We start from the raw sequence: 21,471 nt of genomic DNA, 5'->3' as shown, positions 1-21,471 counted from the left end.
CCAACCAGTCGAATTGAGCCTCACATGACTGCAGAACGTATTCCCGGCGCTCCCGCGCGGCGGCGGCTCGTCGTCGTCGGGAGCGGCATCGCCGGCCTCTACTCCGCGCTGCTGGCCGCCGAGGCCGGTGCGGACGTCGTCCTGCTCAGCAAGGGGGCGCTTGCGGACAGCAACACGTTCTTCGCCCAGGGCGGGATTTCGGCAGTGCTGGACGAGCCCGCCCCCGGCGACACCGTCGCGGCGCACATCACGGACACGCTCAAAGCCGGCGCGGGCCACTGCAATGAGGAGGCCGTGCGCGTGCTGTGCACCGAAGCGCGCCTCGACATCATGGGGCTGGAGCGTTTCGGCGTCCGTTTCGACACGGACGACGACGGCGATCCGGCCTTGGGACTCGAAGCCGCCCACTCCGCGCCGAGGATCCTGCACACCGGCGGAGACGCCACCGGAGCCGGGGTCGCGAACGCGCTCATCCTGGCGGTCCTTGACGCGCAGGACGCCGGGAAGATCCAGGTGCTGGGACATGCCCAAGCGACTTCCCTGATCCAGTCGGAGGGGCGTGTGACAGGCGTCGAATTTTTGCGCAACGGCCGCTTCGAGAGCGTATTCGGCGATGCCGTGCTGCTGGCCACCGGTGGGGCGGGGCAGCTGTTCGCGCAGACAACCAATCCCTCGGTCGCCACGGCCGACGGACTCGCGCTCGCATGGCGGGCAGGCGCCGAGCTCGCAGACCTGGAATTCTTCCAATTCCACCCTACGAGCATGGTTCTCCCCGCTGCCGGAGGACCAACTCCTCTCGGCGCCGATCCGCTCCTCATTTCCGAAGCCGTCCGCGGCGAAGGCGCCATCCTGGTGGACGCAAACGGCAAGCGATTCATGCCTGGCTACCACCCGGACGCCGAACTGGCGCCGCGCGACGTCGTCTCCCGCAGCATTGCCCTCCACCTGGCTTCGCTTGGTGAACCCAACGGCCACGTCTTCCTTGACGCCCGGGTCGTGGAAGCGAACAAGGGGGAGGGCTTCCTTGAGAAGCGCTTCCCCACGCTCAGCGCCCGGACACGCGAAGCCGGCATCGACTGGACCCTCGAGCCGGTTCCGGTTGCCCCTGCCGCCCACTACTGGATGGGTGGCGTAGTCACCGACCTCCACGGCCGTACCTCCGTGCCGGGGCTGCTTGCGGCCGGCGAAGTTGCGTGCACCGGAGTCCAAGGCGCCAATCGCCTGGCCAGCAACTCCTTGCTCGAAGGGCTTGTGTTCGGGCGGCGCGCTGTCGAAGGGTTCCTTGGGTGGGCGCCGCCGAACGGTGGGGTGACCGACTCGCCAGTTCCCTCGGCGCCTGCGCTCCGGTCTCACGCCGGCGAACGCCTCGCAAGCTCGGCGGCCGGCGTGGACCTCCACGCAACAACGGCGCTTTCGGGAACCACCGAGCCGGCCGGTCCGCTCTCGTGGCAACCCGAGCTTGTCCCCGAGCCCTTCTCCAGAACCGCCCTTCGGCGGCTGATGACTGCCAAGGCGGGGGTTCTCCGGACCGGGGGGTTGCTCCGGGAGGCCGCTGAGGCACTCGACGCTTGGGCCGACGTCGTGCTTCCTGAGAATGTGCCGGACTCTGCCGATCCCCGCGTGCACGAGGATGCTAATTTGCTCCTGGCTGCGCAGCTGTTGGTGCAGGCTGCGGGGTCGCGCCGGGACCCGCTCGGGGCGCATTACCGGAGTGACGCCGTCGAAACCCAACGCGAAGAAATTGTTCAGAGATACACGATCCGCCGGAAAGCGAGCCTCGTCAATGACTAGCCTGACCCTCCCTGCTGCACCCGTCCGGGACATTCTGGAGCGGGCTTTCGCGGAGGACGCGCCGAGCGGCGACATCACCTCGCAGCTGCTCATTCCCGCCGAGGCCCGCGCCACCGCCGTGCTCAATGCCCGGGTTCCAGGGGTCTTCAGCGGCGGAACGGTGTTCCGTGACGCCATGCTGCTCATCGACCCGGACACCGAGGTGGAGCTGTTGCTCGCGGATGGTGAAGCGTTCGACGCCGGAACCCACCTCGCTCGGGTCAGCGGCCGCGCCCGCTCTGTGTTGCTCGCCGAACGCGTCGGGCTCAACCTCGCCCAGCGGATGAGCGCCATTGCCACCAAGACCGCGGAGTTCGTCAAGCTGGTCGATGGCACCAAGGCCCGCATTACTGACACGCGGAAAACCACCCCCGGGCTGCGGGTGCTCGAACGCTACGCCGTGCGCTGCGGCGGGGGAGCCAACCACCGCTACAGCCTGTCCGATGCCGTGCTGGCCAAGGACAACCACCTGGCCGTGATGACGGGTGGCGATTCCGCGAAACTCACTGCACTGCTCAAGGCCGCCAAGGCCCAGCTGGGCCACACCACACACTTCGAGGTGGAAGTGGACCGGGCCGAGCAGATCGAACCGGTACTGGCGGCCGGGGTGGACACGATCATGCTGGACAACTTTTCCCTTGAGGAGCTCCGTGCCGGCGTGAGGCAGGTGGCTGGCCGCGCCGTCGTCGAGGCGAGCGGCAACGTCAACGTCAACACCGTGGCGGACATCGCCGCCGCGGGGGTGGATGTGATTTCCATCGGCGGACTCACTCACAGTGTCAACGCGCTGGATCTGGGCCTGGACGTGACGCTCGACGTGACGCCGGACCCCTTCGTGGGTCTCGGCTGACGCCATGATCTTCCTCGACGCAGCGGCGACGACGCCCGTCCGCAGGGAAGTCCTCGAAGCGATGTGGCCGTATCTGACGGGCGAGTTCGGCAATCCTTCAAGCCATCACAGCCTCGGCGAGGCAGCTGCGAATGCGTTGTCCGGGGCCCGTGCGGCGGTGGCGAAGGTCCTGGGATGCAGACCGGGGGAGATCACCTTCACCTCTGGTGGGACCGAGGCTGACAACTTGGCGGTGAAGGGAATCGCCTTAGCGAGGCGGGCCACGGATCCTGCCCTGAACCGGATTGTCATCAGCGCTATCGAACACCCGGCCGTGGAGGAATCTGCACGCTACCTGCAACGCGTCCACGGATTCGACGTGGACGTGGTCCCCGTGGACCGGCACGGTGTGGTGACGGCTGAGGCTCTTCGGGCCATCCTGCGTCCGGAAACCGCGCTCGTCAGCATCATGTACGCGAACAACGAGATCGGGACGGTGCAGCCCGTGCGGCAGCTCGCAGAGGTGGCCGCGGAACATGGCGTGCCGTTCCATACGGACGCTGTCCAGGCCGCTGGTTGGCTGCCCATCGGCGTCAAGGAACTGGGGGTCGACGCCATCAGTATTTCCGGCCATAAACTCGGCGCGCCCAAGGGCAGCGGGGTGCTCTATGCCAAGGGCAGGTTGCGCCTTGAGCCGCTGGTCCATGGCGGCGGTCAGGAGCGGGGCAGGCGCTCCGGGACTGAAAACGTAGCGGGGGCGGTCGCGCTGGCCACGGCACTGACTCTTGCCCACGCCGGACAGTCCGGACTGGCGGGGCGCGTCTCGGAGTTGCGGGATGCCTTCATCCGCGCTGTCCTTGAGGCTGTGCCTGGTGCAGTGCTGACCGGCCACCCCTCGCAGCGCTTGCCGTCGGTTGCGTCCTTCTGCTTACCCGGCACGAGCGGGGAGTCGGTCTTGCTTGAGCTCGAGCGGCTCGGGGTGGTGTGCTCGAGCGGATCGGCCTGCGCCGCTGGATCCGACGCTCCCTCGCCGGTGCTGCTGGCCTTGGGAATCGAGCCCGAGGTGGCCCACACAGCTGTCCGTTTCAGCTTCGACTCCACGGTGACGTCAGCGGAACTGGAGCAAGCCGCGGAAGCCGTGGCTGCCGCCGTCGGGAGCGTGCAGGGGCTCGGTCGCCGCTGACCGTCCCCACCCCAACTAGCTCGCATTTGTTGTCGTTTTGAGGGCTCAAAACGGCATCTACTGTTAGTCAGTTGGGAATCCGGCAGTCAATCAAACGTGGCGGGCCCGGCGGAAAATCCAGTGCCGCAGCATGGTGAAGCGCACGGCCGTGGCGAAGAATCCGGACAGGGTGGTGGTCCAGAGGTCTTCAGTAACGGAGGCGTCGGGCCGGAACGCATGCAGGACGCCCAGGCTCCCACCCGTGATGACCAGGGCCACCGCAATCACGATCAGCCCATTCACGTGGTCCCGGGTTCTCTTCCGGTTGCCGATGATTTTGAAGGTCAACCGCCGGTTCAATGCGGTGTTCATGAGCGAAGTGATGATCAGCGCTCCGGCGTTGGCCAGTTGGGGTCCCATCCACGGCCGGAACAGCGCATACAGGGCCAGCGACGTTGCAGTACAGATGATTCCGACGCCGGTGAAGCGGATGAGTTGGCGAACTACTGGATACCGCAGGACACCTTTGTGTCGCCTACCAGTGAGTGTTCTTGAAAGGGACGCCTGCCGCGGCTCAGTGGCGGGCGCGGCAGAAGACTCCATTGCTCAAGCCTGTCACATCAAGCTGGGGATTTTCTCCCAAGAAGCTGTTTTTACGGGGTTGCTGAGCTCCCCGATACCCTCAATGCGGCAGGTCACAGTATCTCCGGGCTCGATCCGGGCGCATTCGGCCGGGAAACCGGTGAGCACCAGATCGCCGGGGTGCAAGGTCATGAACGACGTCAGGTAGACAAGGATTTCGTCCACCTTCCAGCCCAGATCGGCGGAACTGGCTTTCCGCAATTCCCTGCCGTTGTGCACGATGCCGATTGAAAGATCACTGTCGTCGAGATCTGTGACGATCCACGGTCCTACGGGAGTGAACGTGTCCTGGCTCTTCGCGCTGATCCACAGTTCGTCGGTCTTTTGCAGGTCCCTGGCCGAGACATCATTTCCGATCGTGAAACCGAGGATGGCGCCGCGCGCGTTGTCGAGCGTCAACCCACGGACTCTGCGGCCGACGACGACGGTCAGTTCCGCTTCAGGGTCCACGTACCCGACGTCGGAGGTGAGTTCGATCGCGTCGCCTGGTCCGATCACGCTTGTGGCGGCTTTGTGGAACGCCTGCGCAGGTAGCTCCCGCCCAGGCTGGCCGGTGTTGTGCGCCATGCCGAGGACGTTTGCTGGAACAGACGGAGCCAGGAACGTGAACGTCTCCTCCGATACCTTTGCACCCGTGTGCCACCCCGGCCGGTCCGCGCTGCTGCCATTTGCCAGCGAGCCCGGGAGCGGGCTGTCCACCAGGGTCCAGGTGCGGCCTGCTTCGGAAGCGAAGTCGACGGCGTCGTTGGCCACGAAGAATTGTTCGTCCGGCGTGGCCGGGGAGAGCGGGCGGACGCGGGCGATCCGGCGGACACGTGAGGAAGTCATAAAGACATCCTACGTCCTAGAGCTATACGGGCAGGTAGAGCTCCCCAACCGGGATGTCCGCGGACAGTCGATTCGCTGGTCCGGCCAAGGGGCAGGCCCAGGCCTCGTTGTACGCACAGGACGGGTTGTAGGCGAAGTTGAAGTCGAGCACGAACTCCTGCTGTTGCCCGGATCCGCGAAGGCCGTGGAAAGCGCCCTTGATGGTGTCCAACAGGTATCGGCCGGCCCCGTAGCTTCCACCTGGCTTACCGGCTGTGGCGTCGCGGAAGGGGACGAAGATACCGCCACCGTAGCTGCGGAGGCGCCATACCGCCAGGGAGCCAAGCTCGTCGAGGTCGAAGGTGCCAAGCCGGACGAACGGCACCACGCCATCGGTTCCGGTCTGGACATTCATCTCTTGGCCCGCGCCTTCAGGAGACAACGCGGCATAGCGGCGGAATTGGGGGTTGTAGTCAGCGGTGCGGAGGCCCGAGAAGGCTTGCTTGCTGCCGGGCGTCAACGCCGAGGCCGGGTGGGTTCCGAACATTCGATCCCGTTCCTGGCGCCAATAGACATGGGCTTGAAAGGGATCGCCCACCGCAATCTTCCGGACGTCGCCGTACAAGGCAAACGTACGCAAGCGCCAGTCCGCAATGTCCACGGCGGAAATTCCGGCAACACTTTTTTCGTCCTCGTCAAACTGATCTGGAGCCATGCGTCCAGCCTAGTCCTACGGCACGGGGCGCAGCCGCTTGCCGTACGGTCTCTCCAGGTTTGCACTCGCGAAACGCCGGCCCGGACGGGCGGGCAGCGGTGCGGCGCCGCTAGGCTTGTGTGCATGAGAGCCAAGCGGATCCCGTTGAAGTTTTCAATCGCCGTCGTAGGGGTGCTCGTGGCGGTGTCCGCGGCTGGCTGCAGTTCCGAAGGCAAGGGCGGAACCGTCTGGACGGCCGGGTCCACCAGTGCGACGCCGGGCACTCCGGGGCCGTCGGGCGCGAGTACGGCGCCGCCGTCGGGCACTTCCGCCGCTTCGGGGAGCCCCTCCACCGGAAGTACGGCGACGGCGGGGGCTACGGCCTCTGCGTGGAAGACGTATTCGGATGCGGCCAAGAAGGTCAGCTTCGATCTTCCAAGCGACTGGATTGCGCAATCGGTCACGCCCGACGCGGGCTCCTTGCCAGGCGCCCTCAAGATCGAAGTCAAGGATGCCAAGGGACGGTACCTGGCCACGCTGCACACCGGGCTGCCTGCGGCGAGCCCCGCCGACTGCAGTCCGGCGGCCAAGCGGCCATACGTGGTTGTCAGCAGCGTCCCCATTGACCTGCCCCACGCGGACGGAGATTCCACGATTCCCCCGCATGTGGTGTTCAGGGTCATTCAGGGCTATAAATTCTTCGGTTCGTACGGCATCACCAACCTGGTGGCTGGAACCGATGGCCAAGCCTGCCAACTCCGGAATCTCGTGGTGGGGCCCACTGGAAAAGGCAACTACTACTTTGGGGACATGCCTGCCGTGCACGCATTTGCCACGGACGAAGTGGTTGCGCCGGCGAAGTCCTTCGACACCTTGGACCAGGCTGCCAAATACGTTGATCAGGGTTCGGAATTCGCCAACGTCCAGCGGATGCTACTGTCTCTGAAGATCAATCTGTAGAACCACGATTGACTTGCCAATAGATCGGCGACACTGGGGTGGAGTGTCCAGCCGCGACACTCCGGAGATCCATGGAACGCAACGTTGCTGCCCAGCTCGTTTTCAAGACCGTCGCCAACACCAAGGTGGCGATGGCAATCGCCGTAGCCAACAATCCAGGTTACGAATCGTTGACCGAAGAGTTGTCAGTCACGGTGGACGGCGAAGCTGTTCCGGTGGCTGAGCTGACAGACCACCACGGCGGCCGTTTCCACTACATGGAGTTCGCCGAACCCAGCGAGGTGACGGTCGATTACCGCGCCTCGGTGGAGGGCTTGGGTGTCCCCGATGAGTCCTCGCGGATGGAGCTCATCCGTTATGTGCGGCCCAGCCGTTATGCCGAGTCCGATCGGCTCCTTCCGACGTCCTACGCAGAGTTCGGGGGGCTGCATGGCGAGGAGCTGTTGCAGGCCGTCCGGAACTGGGTCCACGACGAACTCCGTTACGTCAGTGGTTCCTCGCGGGGGACGGACGGAGCGGTGGAAACGCTGCTGCACCGCAAAGGTGTCTGCCGCGACTTCGCCCACCTGGCCATCGCCCTCCTTCGGTCCAAGGACATCCCGGCGCGGCTCGCGGCCGTATATGCGCCCGGCCTGAGCCCCATGGACTTCCATGCTGTGGCTGAGGCTCACATCGATGGAACCTGGTACGTGATCGACCCCACCGGACTGGCCCCGAGGGAGTCCATGCTGCGCATCACGGCCGGGCGCGATTCCTCGGACACCGCGTTCCTGTCGACGGTGGGCGGAAGCTTGTCCCTGAAGAGCCTGAAAGTGACGGCCGTCGTGGCCGACGAGCTGCCGGATGAGGATCCGGCAAAGCTCGTCGTCCTGCGCTGACGCAATCCTGGGCCGGCCGCCTTGGCCCCGCTCTACCTGCTTGCGACGAACGCTTGCAGCTTTTCCGTCAGCCGGAGCAGCTCACGTTGTTCCTCGGCCGTCAGGGCAGGAGCCACAAGCTCGGCGATATCGCGGATGTGCTCCCGGCCAATCTCTTTCTGAAGTTCCTGCCCGGTTTCGGTGAGCCCTAGCAGGATCCCGCGGCCGTCGTCGGGGGCGATGCTGCGTTCCACGAGTCCGCGCTTCTCCAACCTGTCAACCAGGCGGCTCAGGCTGGATTGGCTGAGCAGGACGTGATCGTTGATCTCGTTCAGCCGCAGCTTGCCCGTGGGGCAGCGGGAAAGCGTGAACAGGACGTCATACTCCTTGATGGGCAGCTTCTTGAACGCCGGCCCGGCTTGGAGCCGGCGCATGACCGCCACCTGGGAGCGGAACAAGGACTCCCAGGTTTCGGCGGCAAGGCGCACGGATGACGAGGTGGGTGCCTTGGTGCTCACGCCGACCTCCCGGCAGGATCGGTCACGTCATCGCTGGATGAAGCGGCCAAGGAAGCGGCAACACGTGACGCGTGGGTGGGTGCATCGGGTACGTGCGCCGGCTTGCGGTCCTCGAATTCCTTGCGCAGGACCGGCAGGACTTCTTCGCCGAAGAGATCCAACTGCTCCAGGACGGTCTTGAGCGGCAGGCCGGCGTGGTCCACCAGGAAGAGCTGGCGCTGGTAGTCGCCGAAGTACTCGCGGAAGGTCAGCGTCTTTTCGATGACCTCCTGCGGGCTGCCGACGGTGAGCGGCGTTTGGGAAGTGAAGTCCTCAAGTGAGGGCCCGTGGCCGTACACCGGCGCATTGTCGAAGTAGGGACGGAACTCCTTCACCGCATCCTGGGAGTTCTTGCGCATGAAGAACTGCCCGCCGAGTCCGACGATGGCTTGGTCTGCCTTGCCGTGGCCGTAGTGCTCGTAGCGTTCGCGGTACAGGCCGATCAGCTGCTGGTAGTGCTCCTTGGGCCAGAAGATGTTGTTCGCGAAGAAGCCGTCGCCGTAGTATGCGGCAAGTTCCGCGATCTGGGGGCTGCGGATGGAGCCGTGCCAGACGAAGGGCGCGACGCCGTCGAGCGGGCGGGGCGTGGAGGTGAAGTTCTGCAGCGGGGTGCGGTACTTGCCGCTCCAGTTGACGGTGTCCTCATCCCAGAGCCGACGCAGGAGGGAGTAGTTCTCGACGGCGAGTTCGATCCCGTCCTGGATGTTCTTGCCGAACCAGGGGTACACCGGAGCCGTGTTGCCGCGGCCCATGATGAGGTCCACGCGGCCGTCGGCGAGGTGCTGGAGCATGGCGAAGTCTTCGGCGATCTTGACCGGATCGTTCGTGGTGATCAGCGTGGTGGACGTGGACAGCGTGATGCGTTCCGTCTGCGCCGCGATGTAGGCCAAAGTGGTGGTGGGGGACGATGAGAAGAAGGGGCGGTTGTGGTGCTCGCCGATCGCATAGACATCCATGCCGATCTCTTCGACTTTCTTGGCAATGGCCACGGCGGCCTTGATGCGCTCGTTCTCCGTGGGGGTCTTGCCCGTGGTGGGGTCAGTGGTGATGTCGCTGACGCTGAATACGCCGATCTCCATGATGTGCCTTTCTGCCTACCCGATTGGTGTTCGGGCTCTGGTAAACAGTCTATCCCAAAATAGATGCATTTGCATGTATCGGTGTTTGCAACAGGGCAAGGCGTCATTTTGTTCCCGGTGTGTTGCCTTACTCGGAGCGGCCGGTAGCGGAGCGGCGGCCGGTGACCCTGGGGATCATTCCGGTGGTCCAATCCAGGTGCTCGGCCTCGCCATGGCCGGCAGTGCCATCCTTCGCGTCCGGACGCTGCGTCAGAGCCTTGAGCAGTGCTTTCTTCTCCCGCCGGCCTTCGACCAGTTTGTAGAGGACCGGAACCAGAACGAGGGTCAGCGCCGTGGACGAGACGAGCCCACCGATGACCACGATCGCGAGCGGCCGGGAAATGAAGCCGCCGCCCCCCGTGAGGCCCAAAGCCATGGGCGTGAGGGCGAAAACGGTGGCTAGCGCGGTCATGAGGATGGGGCGTAGCCGCTGCCGGGCGCCGTGGGTGATGGCTTCGGCAACGCTCATTCCGGGGTTGCCGCCGTGCGGTTTACGGTACTGGTTGATGAGGTCGATCAGCACAATCGCATTGGTCACGACGATTCCCACCAACATCAGCATGCCGATCAGCGAAGGCAGGCCCAGCGGGACCCCCGTGAGCAGGAGCAAAGCGATGGCGCCCGTCGCCGCGAAAGGCACGGATACGAGCAGGATGAGCGGCTGGATGAGGGACTTGAAGGCGGCCACCATGATGACATAGACGATGGCGACGGCGGCCAGTAGAGCGAGGCCGAGCTGCCGGAACGAGTCCGCCTGCTGGGTTGTGGCGCCGCCGATCGTGGCGGTAACGCCTGCCGGCAGCTGCACGGAGGCCAGCCGCTCGCTGACTGCCGTACTGACCGCACCAAGGTTGGAGCCCGACGGCGTGACTGTCACCTTCGCGCTTCGCTGGCCGTTGCTGCTGGTGATGGACACCGGGGTGTCCACTTGCTTCACGGAAGCGATGCTGGACAGCGGAACCGGCCCTGCCGCCGTCGGGAGGTTGATGGCCCGGACGTCGGCGATGCTGCTGAAATGCGTGCCTTCGCCGATCTGGACCGGGAAATCGGTCGTGTCGATGCGGACAGTGCCTGCGGGGACGGGACTGACAGTAGACGCCAGCACGCCGGCAACTTGTTCTTCGTTCAATCCAGCGGCGACGGCTTTGGCCCGATCAACTTTTACCTGGACCACGGACTGGCTGGCATCCAGGTTGGTGGCCACCTCGGAACTCCCGGGTACGCCGTCCATGGCCTTCGCCACAGTGTCGCTAGCGGTCTTCAGATCAGCGGTGTTGGCGGCGTTGATGGTGATGTCCACGCTGGAAGACGTGCCCAGGCCGCCCTGTTGGGCGCCGACAGTAATCTTTCCGACAGCCGAGGCGCTGGAGAGCCGGGACCGGACCGTGTCCTGCAGTTTCTGCTGGTCAGCCTTTTCGTCCGTCACTACCGTGAACGTCGAGTTGGACGCGCCGCTGGAAGTGAGGGCGGCGAAACCGGTCTGGGCATTGCCTGAGGTTACCTGGACGTCCTTGATGCCACCGATTCCGCGGAGGACCGATTCCACTTGTGCAGCAGCGGCGCCGGTTTGTTCCAAGCTGGTACCGGCAGGGAGGACCTGGCGCACGGTCATGCTGTTCTGGCCGGAGTTGCCCAGGAGGTCTGTCGCAAGCAGCGGGGACATGGCTGCTGTTCCACCCAACACCAGGACCGCGGCGACGATGGTCACCACCGGGTGCTTCTGGGTCTTGGCCAGGATGGGCAAATAGCCGCGCTGCAGTAGGCTCCGCTGCTCCGCCTCATGCGCAGCGGCAACGGCGTGCTCAGCGGCGACGGCGTCCGCGGCGTCGGAGGCATTCCCAGCGGCCCGCGATGGCGACTTGAGGAACCAATACGCCAGCACCGGAACGATGGTGAGGGAGACGAGCAACGACGACAACAAGGCGATGGTCACCGTCAGGGCGAAGGGCCGGAAAAGCTCGCCCGCCAGATTGCCCACGAAGGCGATCGGCAGGAAGACGGCAACCGTGGTGAGGGTGGACGCCGTGATGGCACCGGCAACTTCCCGGATGGAATTGAGGATTGCCGCGAGCTTGTGCTCGCCATAGCTGAGGTGGCGCTTGATGTTCTCGATCACCACGATCGAGTCATCCACCACCCGGCCGATCGCAATGGTCAGCGCACCGAGGGTGAGAATGTTCAACGAGTAGTGGGTCGCCGATATCCCAATGAACGTGATGAGGAGCGACAGGGGAATGGACACTGCCGTCACCAGCGTTGAGCGCACGGACATCAGGAACACGAGGATGACTGCCACGGCGAAGCCCAGTCCAAGAAGGCCTTCCGTCGTGAGGTCCTTGATGGATTTTTCGATGTACGGGGCCTGGTCGAACACCGGGGTGAAATGCGCATTGGAGCCGAGCTCGGCCTCCATCTGGGCAAGCGAATCCTTGACGGCGTGCGAAATGGCAACCGTATCGCCGTCGGGTTTCTTCGTGATGGACAGGGCCAGCGTCGGCTTCCCGTTGGTGCGGGTAATGGAGGTTGCGGCGTCGTCCTGGATGCTCACATCGGCAACGGTGCTGATCGTGGTGCCGCCCTTGGCCCCGGCGAGAGGCAAACCCTTGATGACGTCGAGGGAGTCCACAGGACTGCCGATTTGAAGGGAGAGTGACTTGCCCTGGTCCTCGATGGTCCCCGCCGGAACCAGCGTCCCGTTGTTCTTGAGGGCATTTGTGAGCGACTGGACCGTCGCGCCGGTTGCGGCCATGGCCTGGGCTTTGGGCTGGATCAGGATGTGCTGGGTTGCCCCACCGGTCACGTCGGCACTGCGGACCCCGTCCAGCTTTTGGAGCCTGGGAACGCTGAGCCGCTGCAGGTCTGTGTTCAATTCGCTCAGCGGCTTGTCCGACGACACTGCCAGATACACGATAGGGAAGTCGCTGATGCTGCCGGCGAAGGACCGGGGCTCGACGTCGGCCGGCAGCGCCCGTTTGGCGTTGGAGATGGCGCGATCGATCTGGTTGCGCGCGCGGTCCAGGCTCGAACCATAGGTGAACACCATGGTGATCTGTGAAACGCCGTTCCGTGATGTCGACGTGGTCGATTCGTGGCCTTCGACGCTGTTCAATGCTGTTTCGAGGGGCCGGCTGAGTTGTTTGTCGACGACTTCCGGAGAGGCGCCCGGCATGGCCGTGATCACTGAAATCTGCGGAAACTCAATCGAGGGGATGAGTTCCTGCTTGAGCGAGGACATGGTGATCACGCCGAACACCGCAGCGAAAACGGTGATCAGCGCGATCAATGCCCTGTTGGCCAGTGAAAGCCTTGCCAGACGGAACATTGCACAGTCTCCTAGGGTCTACGGTCTGTCTCGTGCCTCGAACTGGCCGCAGCCCGGGCTGTTGCTAGTGCTGCACGGCGTTGGCGGTCTCGAGTTGCAGCGAACGGGCAGTGCTCGCTTCCAGCTCGGCGGCGAGCTCCGGATTGTCGTTCAGCTTGACGCCGTAGCCCGGCATCATTTCCTTGAGCTTTGACTGCCAGCCCTTGAAGTTCTTCGGGAAGGATCGCTGCAGCATCTCGATCATGATCGGGACTGCGGTGGATGCGCCGGGCGAGGCGCCGAGCAGTGCTCCGATGGAGCCGTCACGGGCCGTGATGACTTCGGTGCCGAACTGCAGCACGCCGCCCTTCCGGGAGTCCTTCTTGATGATCTGCACCCGCTGGCCCGCCGTGATCAGCTCCCAGTTGCCGCCGTCGGCCTGCGGGTAGTACTCGCGCAGTGACTCCACCTTGGCCTCGTGGCGCTTGGCCACTTCCTTGATGAGGTAAGCGGTCAGGTCCATGTTGTCCTTCGCGACAGCGAGCATCGGGATGATGTTGCTCGGGCGGATGGACAGCGGCAAGTCAAGGTAGCTGCTGGTTTTGAGGAAGTTCGTCGAGAAACCGGCGTACGGGCCGAAGAGCAGGGAGCGCTTGCCGTTGACGTAGCGGGTATCGAGGTGCGGCACGGACATGGGCGGGGCACCCACGGATGCCTGGCCGTACACCTTGGCGCTGTGTTGGCTGGCGATCGCCTCGTCGGTGCAGCGGAAGAACTGGCCGGAGACCGGGAAACCGCCGTAGCCCTTGCTCTCCGGGATGCCGGACGCCTGCAGCAGGTGGAGTGCTCCACCGCCCGCTCCGACAAAGACGAACTTGGCGTGGATCTGGCCGTGCTCGCCCGAAGCAGGGTGCTTGAGCGAAAGGTCCCAGCCGCCGTCGGAGGCTTTGCGGACATTGGTGACGTCATGGCCGTAGTTGACTTCAACGCCGTTGTTGGCGAGGTAGCCGGTCAGTTCGCGGGTCAGGGCGCCGAAGTCGACGTCGGTGCCTTCCGCTGCGCGGGTGGCGGCAACGCGCTGCTTGGCGTCGCGGCCCTTGACGATCAGTGGAGCCCATTTGGCGATCTGCGCCTGGTCTTCCGTGTATTCCATGCTGCGGAAGAGCGTGTTGGGCTTGAGTGCCTCGTAGCGGGTCTTGAGGAAGTCTGCGTGCTTGTCGCCGATGACGAAGCTCATGTGCGGAACGGTGTTGATGAAGCCTTTGGGGGATCCGATCAGCTTGTTGTCCACCAAGTGGGACCAGAACTGCCGGGAAAGCTGGAATTGCTCGTTGATGTGCAGGGCCTTGGACGGGTCGACTGAGCCGTCCTTCGCCGCGGGGGAGTAATTAAGCTCACAGAGCGCTGCGTGTCCGGTTCCCGCGTTGTTCCACGGCCCGGAGCTTTCAAGGCCGGCTTCGTCGAGTCGCTCAAAGAGGGAGATGGTCCAGCTGGGTTCGAGTTGCTTGATGAACGCTCCCAGGGTTGCGCTCATGATTCCGCCCCCAATAAGGACGACGTCAGCGTGGTGTGTCTTGGAAATGAAGGTCACGATCTATCTCCGATAGCGGCGGCACTGGCTGTCACAGAATATCCCCGCGTGGGCGCATAACTGAAATTGCGGCGGCCCGTCAAGACTTCAGGCGAACGTTTGTAAAAACTTCGTTTAAGACAGGCGATGCAGGGTACTTCTCGACGCGGTCGGAAAGGGCCAAGGCCGAGATAGGGAAGGCAATGGGGACCGCCGGGACGGTTGCGGCGATCTGGGCGTTGATGGTCTGGTATTGGGAGTTGCGGTCAGAGCCGTCAGGGAGCCCGCGTGCCCTGTCGATTTTCGAGAACACTTGCGGATCGCTGTAGCCGAACTCACCGTTGTTCTCGCCGAAAAGGGTGCCCACGAAGTTGTCCGGGTCCGAGTAGGCGCCATTCCAGCCGAGAAGGTGGAGCGCATGGTCGCCCGGCGATTGGACTTTTTGGAGGTAGCCGTCATCCCAGCTCACAGGTACCGGTTTGATGTTCAGTCCGACGGCGGTCAGCTCGGCGCTGATCTCCGCGTAGATCTTTTCCGGTGTGGGCATGTAGGCGCGGGTGACGTTGAGCGGGTAGTAGAACTTGAGTTCTTCGCCCTTGTAGCCGGATTTGGCGAGCAGCTGCTTGGCTTTGTCCGGGTCATACCCGAGCGCCGGAGCATTGTTGTTGAATCCGCTCAGCTTGGGCGGAACGAACTGGGAAGCCGGTGAGGTGTTGTCGATAAAGAACTTATGGATGAGGGTTTCTTTGTCGATGGCCATTTCGATTGCCTGGCGGACGCCAAGGTTCTGGAGAGGCGCAACGGACTCGTTCATTCCCAGGTACATCACGGAGAACGGATCCCGTTGGACAATCTGCATGCCCTTCTTGACCAGTTGGTCGAAGGTGCCGGCGGTGACGAGGTCGTAGCCGTCGATTGTGCCCGCCAGCAGGGCCTGGAGGCGGCCCTGCGGATGGTCGAACGGAATGAAGTTGACGGTAGCGATCTGTCCGCGGTCGCCCCAGTATCCCTTGTAGCTCGTGAGGGTGATGCGGTCCGCGCTCCATGAAGAGAAGACGTACGGGCCGGTGCCTACGGGGTGGGACGCGTACGCCGACGCCGGCTGTCCTGCCAATTTCTTGTCCAGGACGTTCGCATTGCCTTCGGCCATCGCTTTGGGGGACGACATTGCGAAAGCTGGCAGCGTCAAAGCCTGGAGGAATCCGGTGAAGGGCTTCGCCAAGTTGATCTGGACGTGGTCGGCAGAGATCGCCTTGCAGTTCTTGAAGAGGGAAAGGGCGGCGTCGTCCGAGAAGGACTTGAAGACGCTCTTGAAGGGGATGCCTGGCACTTGTTGGCGCACGGTTGCCGGAAAGTTGAACCAGCGGTTGAAGTTGCTGCACACTGCCGCGGCATCAAAGGCTGTCCCGTCGTGGAAAGTGACTTTTGTGCGCAGTGTGAAGTCGTAGCTGAGGCCGTCATTTCCCTGGGACCACGCTGTGGCTAGTAGGGGCGTCGGCTGCCCGGTGGAAGCATCGACGCCTACAAGGCCTTCCATCACTTGCCGGGTGACGCGATACGACTCGGCGTCGTTCGTCAAAGCGGGATCGAGTCCAAGGGGCATCGACGGCGTTCCGAAGTTGAACGTCTTGCTCGGTTCTGCCGGAGCGTCGCCTGCGGCCGATGTCGACGGTGCCGGTCCAGGACTTACCGTGCACGAGGTCAAGGCCACGGCCAGAAGGCCTGCGCCGATTTGTAGCGTGACTCGGCGAAGCTTGCTGCTTACCACTCTTGTCCCCTCAAGGCAGTTGGACGGGCGAAGGCCCGTGGCAGCCGGACCGCAGCCCAGTCTAGGTCAGGGGCCTGAGTCCTCGCTGGAAACGGAAGGGCCCCGGTCAGGGACCGGGGCACTTCCGACATGTGCGCAAGGGGGGACTTGAACCCCCACGCCCGAAGGCACAGGAACCTAAATCCTGCGTGTCTGCCAATTTCACCACTCGCGCGGGTGCCGGTACCTGGCCGGGATCCAGCGTTCCTGGGTGCCGGGCGTATACCGCCCTCTATTGTACCCGCGGTTTTGCGCCAGCCGTTCCAACCTGGCCCGACACGGGCACGTGGCGCCTACTTGTCGAGCTTGAGGTCCCTGCGGAGCTTTGCAACGTGTCCAGTAGCCCGCACGTTGTACTGCGCTACGGCTACCTTGCCGTCAGGGTCGACCACGATCGTTGATCGGATCAGCCCTTGGTACGTGCGCCCGTAGTTCTTCTTTTCGCCCCAAGCCGCGTAAGCGTCAGCTACCTGGTGCCCTTCGTCGGACAGCAGGGAAAAGGTCAGTGATTCCTCCGCCACAAATTTTTCCAAATCCTTCACCGTATCCGGAGAGACACCAAGGACTTCGTAACCGGCGGCATGAAGAGATGAGAGGGAATCGCGGAAGTCGCAAGCCTGCTTCGCGCATGCCGGGGTGGACGCCGCCGGGTAGAAATAGATGACCGTATTGCGGCCACGGTACGAGGCCAGGTTGACCTCGCGGCCGGTATGGTCCTTGAGGGTGAAATCGGGGGCAATATCGCCCGGAATGAGTCGTTCCGCCATAATGTGCTCCTTGCTTGCGTCGCGACCACTTAGCTTAGTGATGAGTTGCTCGCTTCACGAATTGAATTCGAACCGGATCTGTATGTCCCGGCCGATATACTGGCCCTTATGCCTGATATGCAACGGTGGCCCACCGGGCGCTTGCTCTCCACGGCGGCGCGGCTCGTGGAGCACGCCTGGAACGAGAAACTGAGTGGTATGGGACTGACCCACGCCGGGGTGATTGTCCTGGAAGTACTGGCCGTCAAAGGACCCGTCACACAGTCGATGCTCGCACAAATTGTCCGCGTTCAGGCCCAGACCATGGGGAAGACGCTTGCCAGGCTGGAGGCTCACGGCCATGTCAGCCGCACGCGCGGCGTTTCCGACCGCCGCAGCCAGATGGTCAGTTTGACGGAAGCGGGGGAGCGCACACTCGGGCTAGCTTCGCAGCTGGAGCGGGAGGTGCTTGCATTTGTTCCCGTGGATACCGCCAAACTTCGGCGCGAGCTTCAGGCCCTGGTGCGCGAACTGGCGAACAACGATTCTTCTGATGCTGTAAATGTCATTGTGGCCGCCGCTGATTCCGGCGCATCGCAGGGCAACGTCTCCGGCTAAGTCCGCCGGGCTGTCGGCCCATGGCGGATGGTTGGAAAGGCAAAAGATCCCTGAACGGCGTTTCGGCCATCCAGGGATCTTTCTTTTGGTGCACCCCCCGGGACTTGAACCCGGAACCCATTGATTAAGAGTCAATTGCTCTGCCAATTGAGCTAGAGGTGCAATTGTTTGTTGCTCACAACGCAAAGAAATAACCCTTGAGCGGCTATTGCCGCTCAAGGGCCCTTCCCTTGGTGCACCCCCCGGGACTTGAACCCGGAACCCATTGATTAAGAGTCAATTGCTCTGCCAATTGAGCTAGAGGTGCATTCGTCGATTTTGATCAGCTGAAGGCTCTTTGTTCCCTCGTTGATCTCCGCAACGACATGTAACTCTACACGACACCTGCCGAAGTGTGAAATCGGCACGAGCCCCTTCCCCGCCGCTACCGGGGAGGCTGCAGGACCAGCGCAAAATCAGGGTTTTGGTTGTTGCTGAGAACCCACAGAGTGCCGTCTGGGGCAAGCGAAACGTCCCTGAGTCGACCGTACTGGGATGTGAAGTATGCCACAGGAGCCCCTGCCGTTTCCCCGTTGAGGGGCACAGTCCACAATCGCTGCCCCCGCAAGGCGCAGGTGAACGCCGTTCCATTGACTATTTCCAAGCCGCTCGGGGAGGAGTCCGCCGTCGACGGCCACACAACCTTGGCATCACGGAAACCGGCGTGGCCGGGGGCACCGGTTACTAGTGGCCAACCGTAGTTACCGCCTGCTTCGATGAGATTGAGTTCGTCGTTCACATCCGGACCGAATTCACTCGCCCATAGCCTGCCGGCACTGTCCCAGGCCAGCCCTTGCACATTGCGGTGTCCGTAGCTGTATACCGGGTTGTTGCCAAAGGGGTTGCCCGGCGCCGGCTTTCCATCCGGGGTGAGCCGCAGGATCTTCCCGCCAAGCGCATTGCGGTCCTGGGCTTGCTCAGGGCGCTGCGCATCACCCGTGCCGACGTAGAGGAACCCGTCGGGGCCGAAGCGGATGCGCCCGCCGTTGTGGGTTGAGGCTTTGGAGATGCCGGAGAAGATGACTTCGGGTGTGCCAAGACTCAACCGCCCGTCCGCGTCTTGTTCCAGCCGGGTCCGGGCAATCCTGTTGTCCGATTCAGCGGTGAAGTAGGCGTAAAGCAAGCGGTCCCTGGCGAAGGTCGGGGAGAGGGCCAGCCCCAGCAGTCCGCCTTCGCCGCCGGGCACGACGCCGGGAAACTCGCCAATGGTTGCGTGGTTGCCGTTCCGGACGGATTTGATGAGCTTGGTGTCCCGTTCCGAGATGATTGCTGTGCCATCGTCAAGGAACACGATGGACCACGGGAGGGTGAGATTCAGGTCCAGTTTCCGGATCAGCTCCAGGCCGTTGCCTGGGGGCCCGGGGGCCTGGACGACGGGTGACCGGCTCGCGGGCGGTGACGTCGCCGGCGGTCCTCCCGGCGACGAGCCAGTGCCGGGGGAACTCCCCGTGCAAGCGCCCAGGAGCAAAGCCGAGATGCAGACTATGGCCATGAGCGCCCTGGCAGGCAAAAGGCGGGGCCGGAGCAAGCTTCCGGAACCCGCCTGTGCCTGGTCCATGGTGTGTCTTGGTTGTCGTCCTGGGACCGTCAGTTTCGCTGGTGCTCAGCGGCGATTCCTACGCGGCGGACGGAAACCGGCGGCCTCCGCGTGGGCACTCGAAATAAACCAGACCCCGGCTTTGACCTCGTCGTAGGACGCACTGTCTTCATCGTGATAGATCATGGTGTCGGCATTGCCTTTGACTGTGTAGCCGTCAGGGCCGCTCCCATCAGCGTTCGCGGCAGCCGAACCTTCGCCGTACGGCTGGTCGGCGGCGAGATGACCGCCTAGCGGCCCCGCGACGGCGTCAGCCGCCTCTTGCTGCTTCTCTTGCTGCCCGTCCGGAGCCGTGTCGTCGATCTCCGCCGCGGCGGATTCGGCACCGGGAAGCGTCGGTGAATGGGCGTCCGTGTACTCGCGATGGTGGACCGGAACCGGCGCAGCTGGTGCGCCGACTTCGCTCCACGTGGCTTCCCATTCGGCGCTGTCGGCCAGCTGCTCGGGACTGGGTGGCGCGGGGGTGGCGGGTTGCGTTCCTGCGGCCACCGAACTGTCGGCTGCGTGGGGAACGGAAGGTCCGTCGTCGGCTGCGGTGACGTCGTCGGCCGTCACGCCCTCTTCGAGTTCCGGCTCGGAAAGGACCGGTGCGGGAACGATCGGCTCTGGGACTCCCGGCTCGGCCTTTTCCGAGACTGCGGCCTCGGAGCCCGTGCTCTCCTCGACCAGCTCTTCGGACAGCAGAGGTTCCGGGAGCGTGGGCTCCTCGAACAGGGGCTCCTCCACTGTGGTTTCAGTAGCTGGGGACTCTGCCGGGGCGGCCATCGCGGATTCGAGGGGCGGGCCGGGGCGCTCCCAGTCGTCGACGTCGACGCCGCCCTGCTCTGGTCCTGGTTCCGGCTCGGGCTCCGGGGCGGTCTCGGGCGCGTCGGCGCGTTGCTCAGCCAAGTCTTGTTCGGCGGTCGCGGCCGCTGCCACCAAAGGGGCCGAACCCGTCAAGGCCGCAGCTGTGACGTCCATCTGTGGAGACGAGGCAGTTTGTGACGGAGAGGACGGGGCCATGCCGCCCGTGGAAGACTTCGCGCTGTTGCGGCTCATGAGCCACCAGACAATCGCGACGATCAACACAATGACGATGACCCAGATCAACCAATCCATGGGAGGAGCCCTTCTGTTCGAGTGGCACAGTTGTCGTGATTTGACGTTACGTCCGTGTCACGGGACTGTCTAGGTTTGTCAATCGATTCGAGGCACGCGTTATGTCTGCATGCTTCCAATGCCGCTGCCCGAGCGAACTGAGTTGAGAGTCGCGTCCCCTAGGGTGTCTTCATGGACTTCAAGAGGCTGCGTATCCTCCGCGAACTGGCGGACAGGCAGACGGTCGGGGCAACGGCGGATGCCATGAACGTCACAGCCTCCGCGGTGTCACAGCAGCTCAAAACGCTCCAGGAGGAGCTCGGCGTCGTTCTCGTGGAGAAGGATGGCAGGGGAGTCCGGCTGACCGAGGCGGGCCTCGCCATGGCGGGAGCGGCTGCCGATGTAGCCACGGCGATGGCCCGGGCGGAATCGACGGTTGACACCTATCGCAGGGGTTGGCAGGCCCACATTCGGGCGGCGTTCTTCCCGAGCGCCGCCGAGATGCTGCTGCCTGGACTGCTGCACCGGGTCAAGGCGATTGAAGGGCTGCATTTCGAAGCTCATTTCGAGGATCCCGGAACTGACGGTTTCGCCGGATTGGCAGCGGATTATGACATCGTCCTCGCCCACAGCGTGGATGGCCCGGAAGTGTTCGCCCGGCATGGCCTTGAGGTCCTCCCACTGCTGGAGGAAGCCTTGGACGTCGCCATGCCGGCGGGCCATAAGCTAGCGGCCAAGGCGCGGCTGACGGCCCATGACGTGGTGGGTTACCCGTGGCTCGGCGTTCCTGTCGGCTTTCCCTTTGACACCGTGCTCCGCCAGATTGAGCTCCAAGCGGGCACGACGGCGGTGCGCGGCCAGCGGTACCCCGACCTCCGAGTCCTTGAAGCCCTGGTTGGTTCAGGGCACGGAATCTGCCTGCTTCCCCGATACACGGCCCACGCCAACCAGGGAAAGCGGCTGGTCCTCCGCCCGCTCGTAGGAGTTCGCGCCAGTCGTAGCATTGTGGCCCTCGCCCGTCCGGAGGTGGCCGCCCGTACTACCATCAGGCAGACCCTCAACTTGCTTCAGGAAGAGGCCGCGGTCATTGCGCAGGAGCTTCGACTCAGTGACGAGTGACACTCGGAGGGTGCGTGCAGGCTCGTTCTGTCTCGTATATTGAGACGAGTGTCCACTATCTGAATGAAATATTGAATCAAATAGCGCTAAATTTCCCTCAACCAGTCCGTCGTGTTCGTTGGCCACAGCCCAAGAGTCATA

Annotated in this window: 18 protein-coding genes and 3 tRNA genes; 7 read left to right on the top strand and 14 right to left on the bottom strand. The window is 63.7% G+C overall.

Going from position 1 to position 21,471, the window contains the following annotated elements; translation table 11 throughout:
• The first annotated feature begins 24 nt into the window (after positions 1-24).
• Genes nadB through AC1DLO_RS01600 form a run of 3 tightly spaced genes read left to right on the top strand, consistent with a single transcriptional unit; the run spans position 25 to position 3,842 of the window.
• The gene (nadB, locus tag AC1DLO_RS01610; RefSeq protein WP_476888564.1) at positions 25-1,791 is read left to right on the top strand and encodes an L-aspartate oxidase; all 1,767 of its coding nucleotides are present in this window, start codon (positions 25-27) and stop codon (positions 1,789-1,791) included.
• On the top strand, positions 1,784-2,680 hold the full coding sequence (gene nadC / locus AC1DLO_RS01605; protein WP_476888563.1) for a carboxylating nicotinate-nucleotide diphosphorylase: 897 nt from the start codon (positions 1,784-1,786) through the stop codon (positions 2,678-2,680). Before nadB ends, nadC begins: the two co-directional genes overlap by 8 nt.
• A 4-nt stretch (positions 2,681-2,684) precedes the next feature.
• Complete coding sequence (locus AC1DLO_RS01600; RefSeq protein ID WP_476888562.1) at positions 2,685-3,842, top strand: cysteine desulfurase family protein; 1,158 nt, start codon at positions 2,685-2,687, stop codon at positions 3,840-3,842.
• 90 nt (positions 3,843-3,932) lie between these two features.
• Here the strand turns inward: AC1DLO_RS01600 and AC1DLO_RS01595 are convergent, their stop codons facing one another.
• Genes AC1DLO_RS01595 through AC1DLO_RS01585 form a run of 3 tightly spaced genes read right to left on the bottom strand, consistent with a single transcriptional unit; the run spans position 3,933 to position 5,985 of the window.
• Positions 3,933-4,424, bottom strand: coding sequence for a GtrA family protein (locus tag AC1DLO_RS01595; protein ID WP_476888561.1), 492 nt, complete (start codon positions 4,422-4,424; stop codon positions 3,933-3,935).
• A gap of 12 nt (positions 4,425-4,436) precedes the next feature.
• Positions 4,437-5,291 carry a fumarylacetoacetate hydrolase family protein gene (locus AC1DLO_RS01590; RefSeq protein WP_476888560.1) on the bottom strand — a complete coding sequence of 285 codons (855 nt, stop codon included), beginning with the start codon at positions 5,289-5,291 and terminating at the stop codon, positions 4,437-4,439.
• A gap of 22 nt (positions 5,292-5,313) precedes the next feature.
• Entirely contained in the window at positions 5,314-5,985 is a 672-nt protein-coding gene (locus tag AC1DLO_RS01585) for a DUF1684 domain-containing protein (RefSeq protein WP_476888559.1), read from the bottom strand.
• Positions 5,986-6,108: 123 nt separating this feature from the next.
• Here AC1DLO_RS01585 and AC1DLO_RS01580 point away from each other — a divergent pair, with 123 nt between their 5' ends.
• Positions 6,109-6,924, top strand: a complete 816-nt coding sequence (locus tag AC1DLO_RS01580) for a hypothetical protein (protein WP_476888558.1) — start codon at positions 6,109-6,111, stop codon at positions 6,922-6,924.
• A 71-nt stretch (positions 6,925-6,995) separates the two neighbouring features.
• Complete coding sequence (locus AC1DLO_RS01575) at positions 6,996-7,802, top strand: transglutaminase-like domain-containing protein (RefSeq protein WP_476888557.1); 807 nt, start codon at positions 6,996-6,998, stop codon at positions 7,800-7,802.
• Between the two features lie 32 nt (positions 7,803-7,834).
• Here the strand turns inward: AC1DLO_RS01575 and AC1DLO_RS01570 are convergent, their stop codons facing one another.
• The 7 genes from AC1DLO_RS01570 to bcp form a co-directional block, all read right to left on the bottom strand.
• Positions 7,835-8,299 (bottom strand): MarR family winged helix-turn-helix transcriptional regulator, encoded by a 465-nt coding sequence (locus AC1DLO_RS01570; RefSeq protein ID WP_476888556.1) that lies wholly within the window; start codon positions 8,297-8,299, stop codon positions 7,835-7,837.
• Positions 8,296-9,417 (bottom strand): LLM class flavin-dependent oxidoreductase, encoded by a 1,122-nt coding sequence (locus tag AC1DLO_RS01565; RefSeq protein WP_476888555.1) that lies wholly within the window; start codon positions 9,415-9,417, stop codon positions 8,296-8,298. The genes AC1DLO_RS01570 and AC1DLO_RS01565 overlap by 4 nt, the downstream gene beginning before the upstream one ends.
• Before the next feature lie 127 nt (positions 9,418-9,544).
• Positions 9,545-12,778: an efflux RND transporter permease subunit gene (locus AC1DLO_RS01560; RefSeq protein WP_476888554.1), complete on the bottom strand. Its 3,234-nt coding sequence runs from the start codon at positions 12,776-12,778 to the stop codon at positions 9,545-9,547.
• Positions 12,779-12,842: 64 nt separating this feature from the next.
• Positions 12,843-14,348, bottom strand: coding sequence for a malate:quinone oxidoreductase (locus AC1DLO_RS01555; RefSeq protein WP_476888553.1), 1,506 nt, complete (start codon positions 14,346-14,348; stop codon positions 12,843-12,845).
• Positions 14,349-14,427: 79 nt separating this feature from the next.
• On the bottom strand, positions 14,428-16,095 hold the full coding sequence (locus tag AC1DLO_RS01550) for an ABC transporter substrate-binding protein (protein ID WP_476888552.1): 1,668 nt from the start codon (positions 16,093-16,095) through the stop codon (positions 14,428-14,430).
• A 132-nt stretch (positions 16,096-16,227) separates the two neighbouring features.
• A tRNA-Leu gene (locus tag AC1DLO_RS01545) sits at positions 16,228-16,309 on the bottom strand.
• Between the two features lie 118 nt (positions 16,310-16,427).
• Entirely contained in the window at positions 16,428-16,901 is a 474-nt protein-coding gene (bcp, locus tag AC1DLO_RS01540; RefSeq protein ID WP_476888551.1) for a thioredoxin-dependent thiol peroxidase, read from the bottom strand.
• A gap of 108 nt (positions 16,902-17,009) precedes the next feature.
• Here bcp and AC1DLO_RS01535 point away from each other — a divergent pair, with 108 nt between their 5' ends.
• The gene (locus AC1DLO_RS01535) at positions 17,010-17,498 is read left to right on the top strand and encodes a MarR family winged helix-turn-helix transcriptional regulator (protein WP_476888550.1); all 489 of its coding nucleotides are present in this window, start codon (positions 17,010-17,012) and stop codon (positions 17,496-17,498) included.
• Between the two features lie 86 nt (positions 17,499-17,584).
• On the opposite strand, the gene AC1DLO_RS01530 is transcribed toward AC1DLO_RS01535, so the two are convergent.
• From AC1DLO_RS01530 to AC1DLO_RS01515, 4 genes are all read right to left on the bottom strand, one after another.
• Positions 17,585-17,660, bottom strand: a tRNA-Lys gene (locus tag AC1DLO_RS01530).
• 69 nt (positions 17,661-17,729) lie between these two features.
• Positions 17,730-17,805 (bottom strand) — tRNA-Lys (locus AC1DLO_RS01525).
• Between the two features lie 117 nt (positions 17,806-17,922).
• Positions 17,923-19,095 (bottom strand): PQQ-dependent sugar dehydrogenase, encoded by a 1,173-nt coding sequence (locus AC1DLO_RS01520; protein ID WP_476888549.1) that lies wholly within the window; start codon positions 19,093-19,095, stop codon positions 17,923-17,925.
• A gap of 45 nt (positions 19,096-19,140) precedes the next feature.
• Entirely contained in the window at positions 19,141-20,232 is a 1,092-nt protein-coding gene (locus AC1DLO_RS01515) for a sunset domain-containing protein (protein ID WP_476888548.1), read from the bottom strand.
• Between the two features lie 171 nt (positions 20,233-20,403).
• Here AC1DLO_RS01515 and AC1DLO_RS01510 point away from each other — a divergent pair, with 171 nt between their 5' ends.
• Positions 20,404-21,330, top strand: coding sequence for a LysR family transcriptional regulator (locus AC1DLO_RS01510; RefSeq protein WP_184737270.1), 927 nt, complete (start codon positions 20,404-20,406; stop codon positions 21,328-21,330).
• Positions 21,331-21,471 lie beyond the last annotated feature (141 nt).

The organism is Arthrobacter sp. 01T419 (genome assembly GCF_056398865.1).
This window is presented reverse-complemented; position numbering and strand designations above follow the sequence as displayed.

What these genes read in the sequence shown, in the direction of transcription:
- nadB (WP_476888564.1), top strand. Translation starts at nt 25, where the DNA reads ATGACTGCAGAACGTATTCCCGGCGCTCCCGCGCGGCGGCGGCTCGTC.
- nadC (WP_476888563.1), top strand. Translation starts at nt 1,784, where the DNA reads ATGACTAGCCTGACCCTCCCTGCTGCACCCGTCCGGGACATTCTGGAG.
- AC1DLO_RS01600 (WP_476888562.1), top strand. Translation starts at nt 2,685, where the DNA reads ATGATCTTCCTCGACGCAGCGGCGACGACGCCCGTCCGCAGGGAAGTC.
- AC1DLO_RS01595 (WP_476888561.1), bottom strand. Translation starts at nt 4,424, where the DNA reads ATGGAGTCTTCTGCCGCGCCCGCCACTGAGCCGCGGCAGGCGTCCCTT.
- AC1DLO_RS01590 (WP_476888560.1), bottom strand. Translation starts at nt 5,291, where the DNA reads ATGACTTCCTCACGTGTCCGCCGGATCGCCCGCGTCCGCCCGCTCTCC.
- AC1DLO_RS01585 (WP_476888559.1), bottom strand. Translation starts at nt 5,985, where the DNA reads ATGGCTCCAGATCAGTTTGACGAGGACGAAAAAAGTGTTGCCGGAATT.
- AC1DLO_RS01580 (WP_476888558.1), top strand. Translation starts at nt 6,109, where the DNA reads ATGAGAGCCAAGCGGATCCCGTTGAAGTTTTCAATCGCCGTCGTAGGG.
- AC1DLO_RS01575 (WP_476888557.1), top strand. Translation starts at nt 6,996, where the DNA reads ATGGAACGCAACGTTGCTGCCCAGCTCGTTTTCAAGACCGTCGCCAAC.
- AC1DLO_RS01565 (WP_476888555.1), bottom strand. Translation starts at nt 9,417, where the DNA reads ATGGAGATCGGCGTATTCAGCGTCAGCGACATCACCACTGACCCCACC.
- AC1DLO_RS01560 (WP_476888554.1), bottom strand. Translation starts at nt 12,778, where the DNA reads ATGTTCCGTCTGGCAAGGCTTTCACTGGCCAACAGGGCATTGATCGCG.
- bcp (WP_476888551.1), bottom strand. Translation starts at nt 16,901, where the DNA reads ATGGCGGAACGACTCATTCCGGGCGATATTGCCCCCGATTTCACCCTC.
- AC1DLO_RS01535 (WP_476888550.1), top strand. Translation starts at nt 17,010, where the DNA reads ATGCCTGATATGCAACGGTGGCCCACCGGGCGCTTGCTCTCCACGGCG.
- AC1DLO_RS01520 (WP_476888549.1), bottom strand. Translation starts at nt 19,095, where the DNA reads ATGGACCAGGCACAGGCGGGTTCCGGAAGCTTGCTCCGGCCCCGCCTT.
- AC1DLO_RS01515 (WP_476888548.1), bottom strand. Translation starts at nt 20,232, where the DNA reads ATGGATTGGTTGATCTGGGTCATCGTCATTGTGTTGATCGTCGCGATT.
- AC1DLO_RS01510 (WP_184737270.1), top strand. Translation starts at nt 20,404, where the DNA reads ATGGACTTCAAGAGGCTGCGTATCCTCCGCGAACTGGCGGACAGGCAG.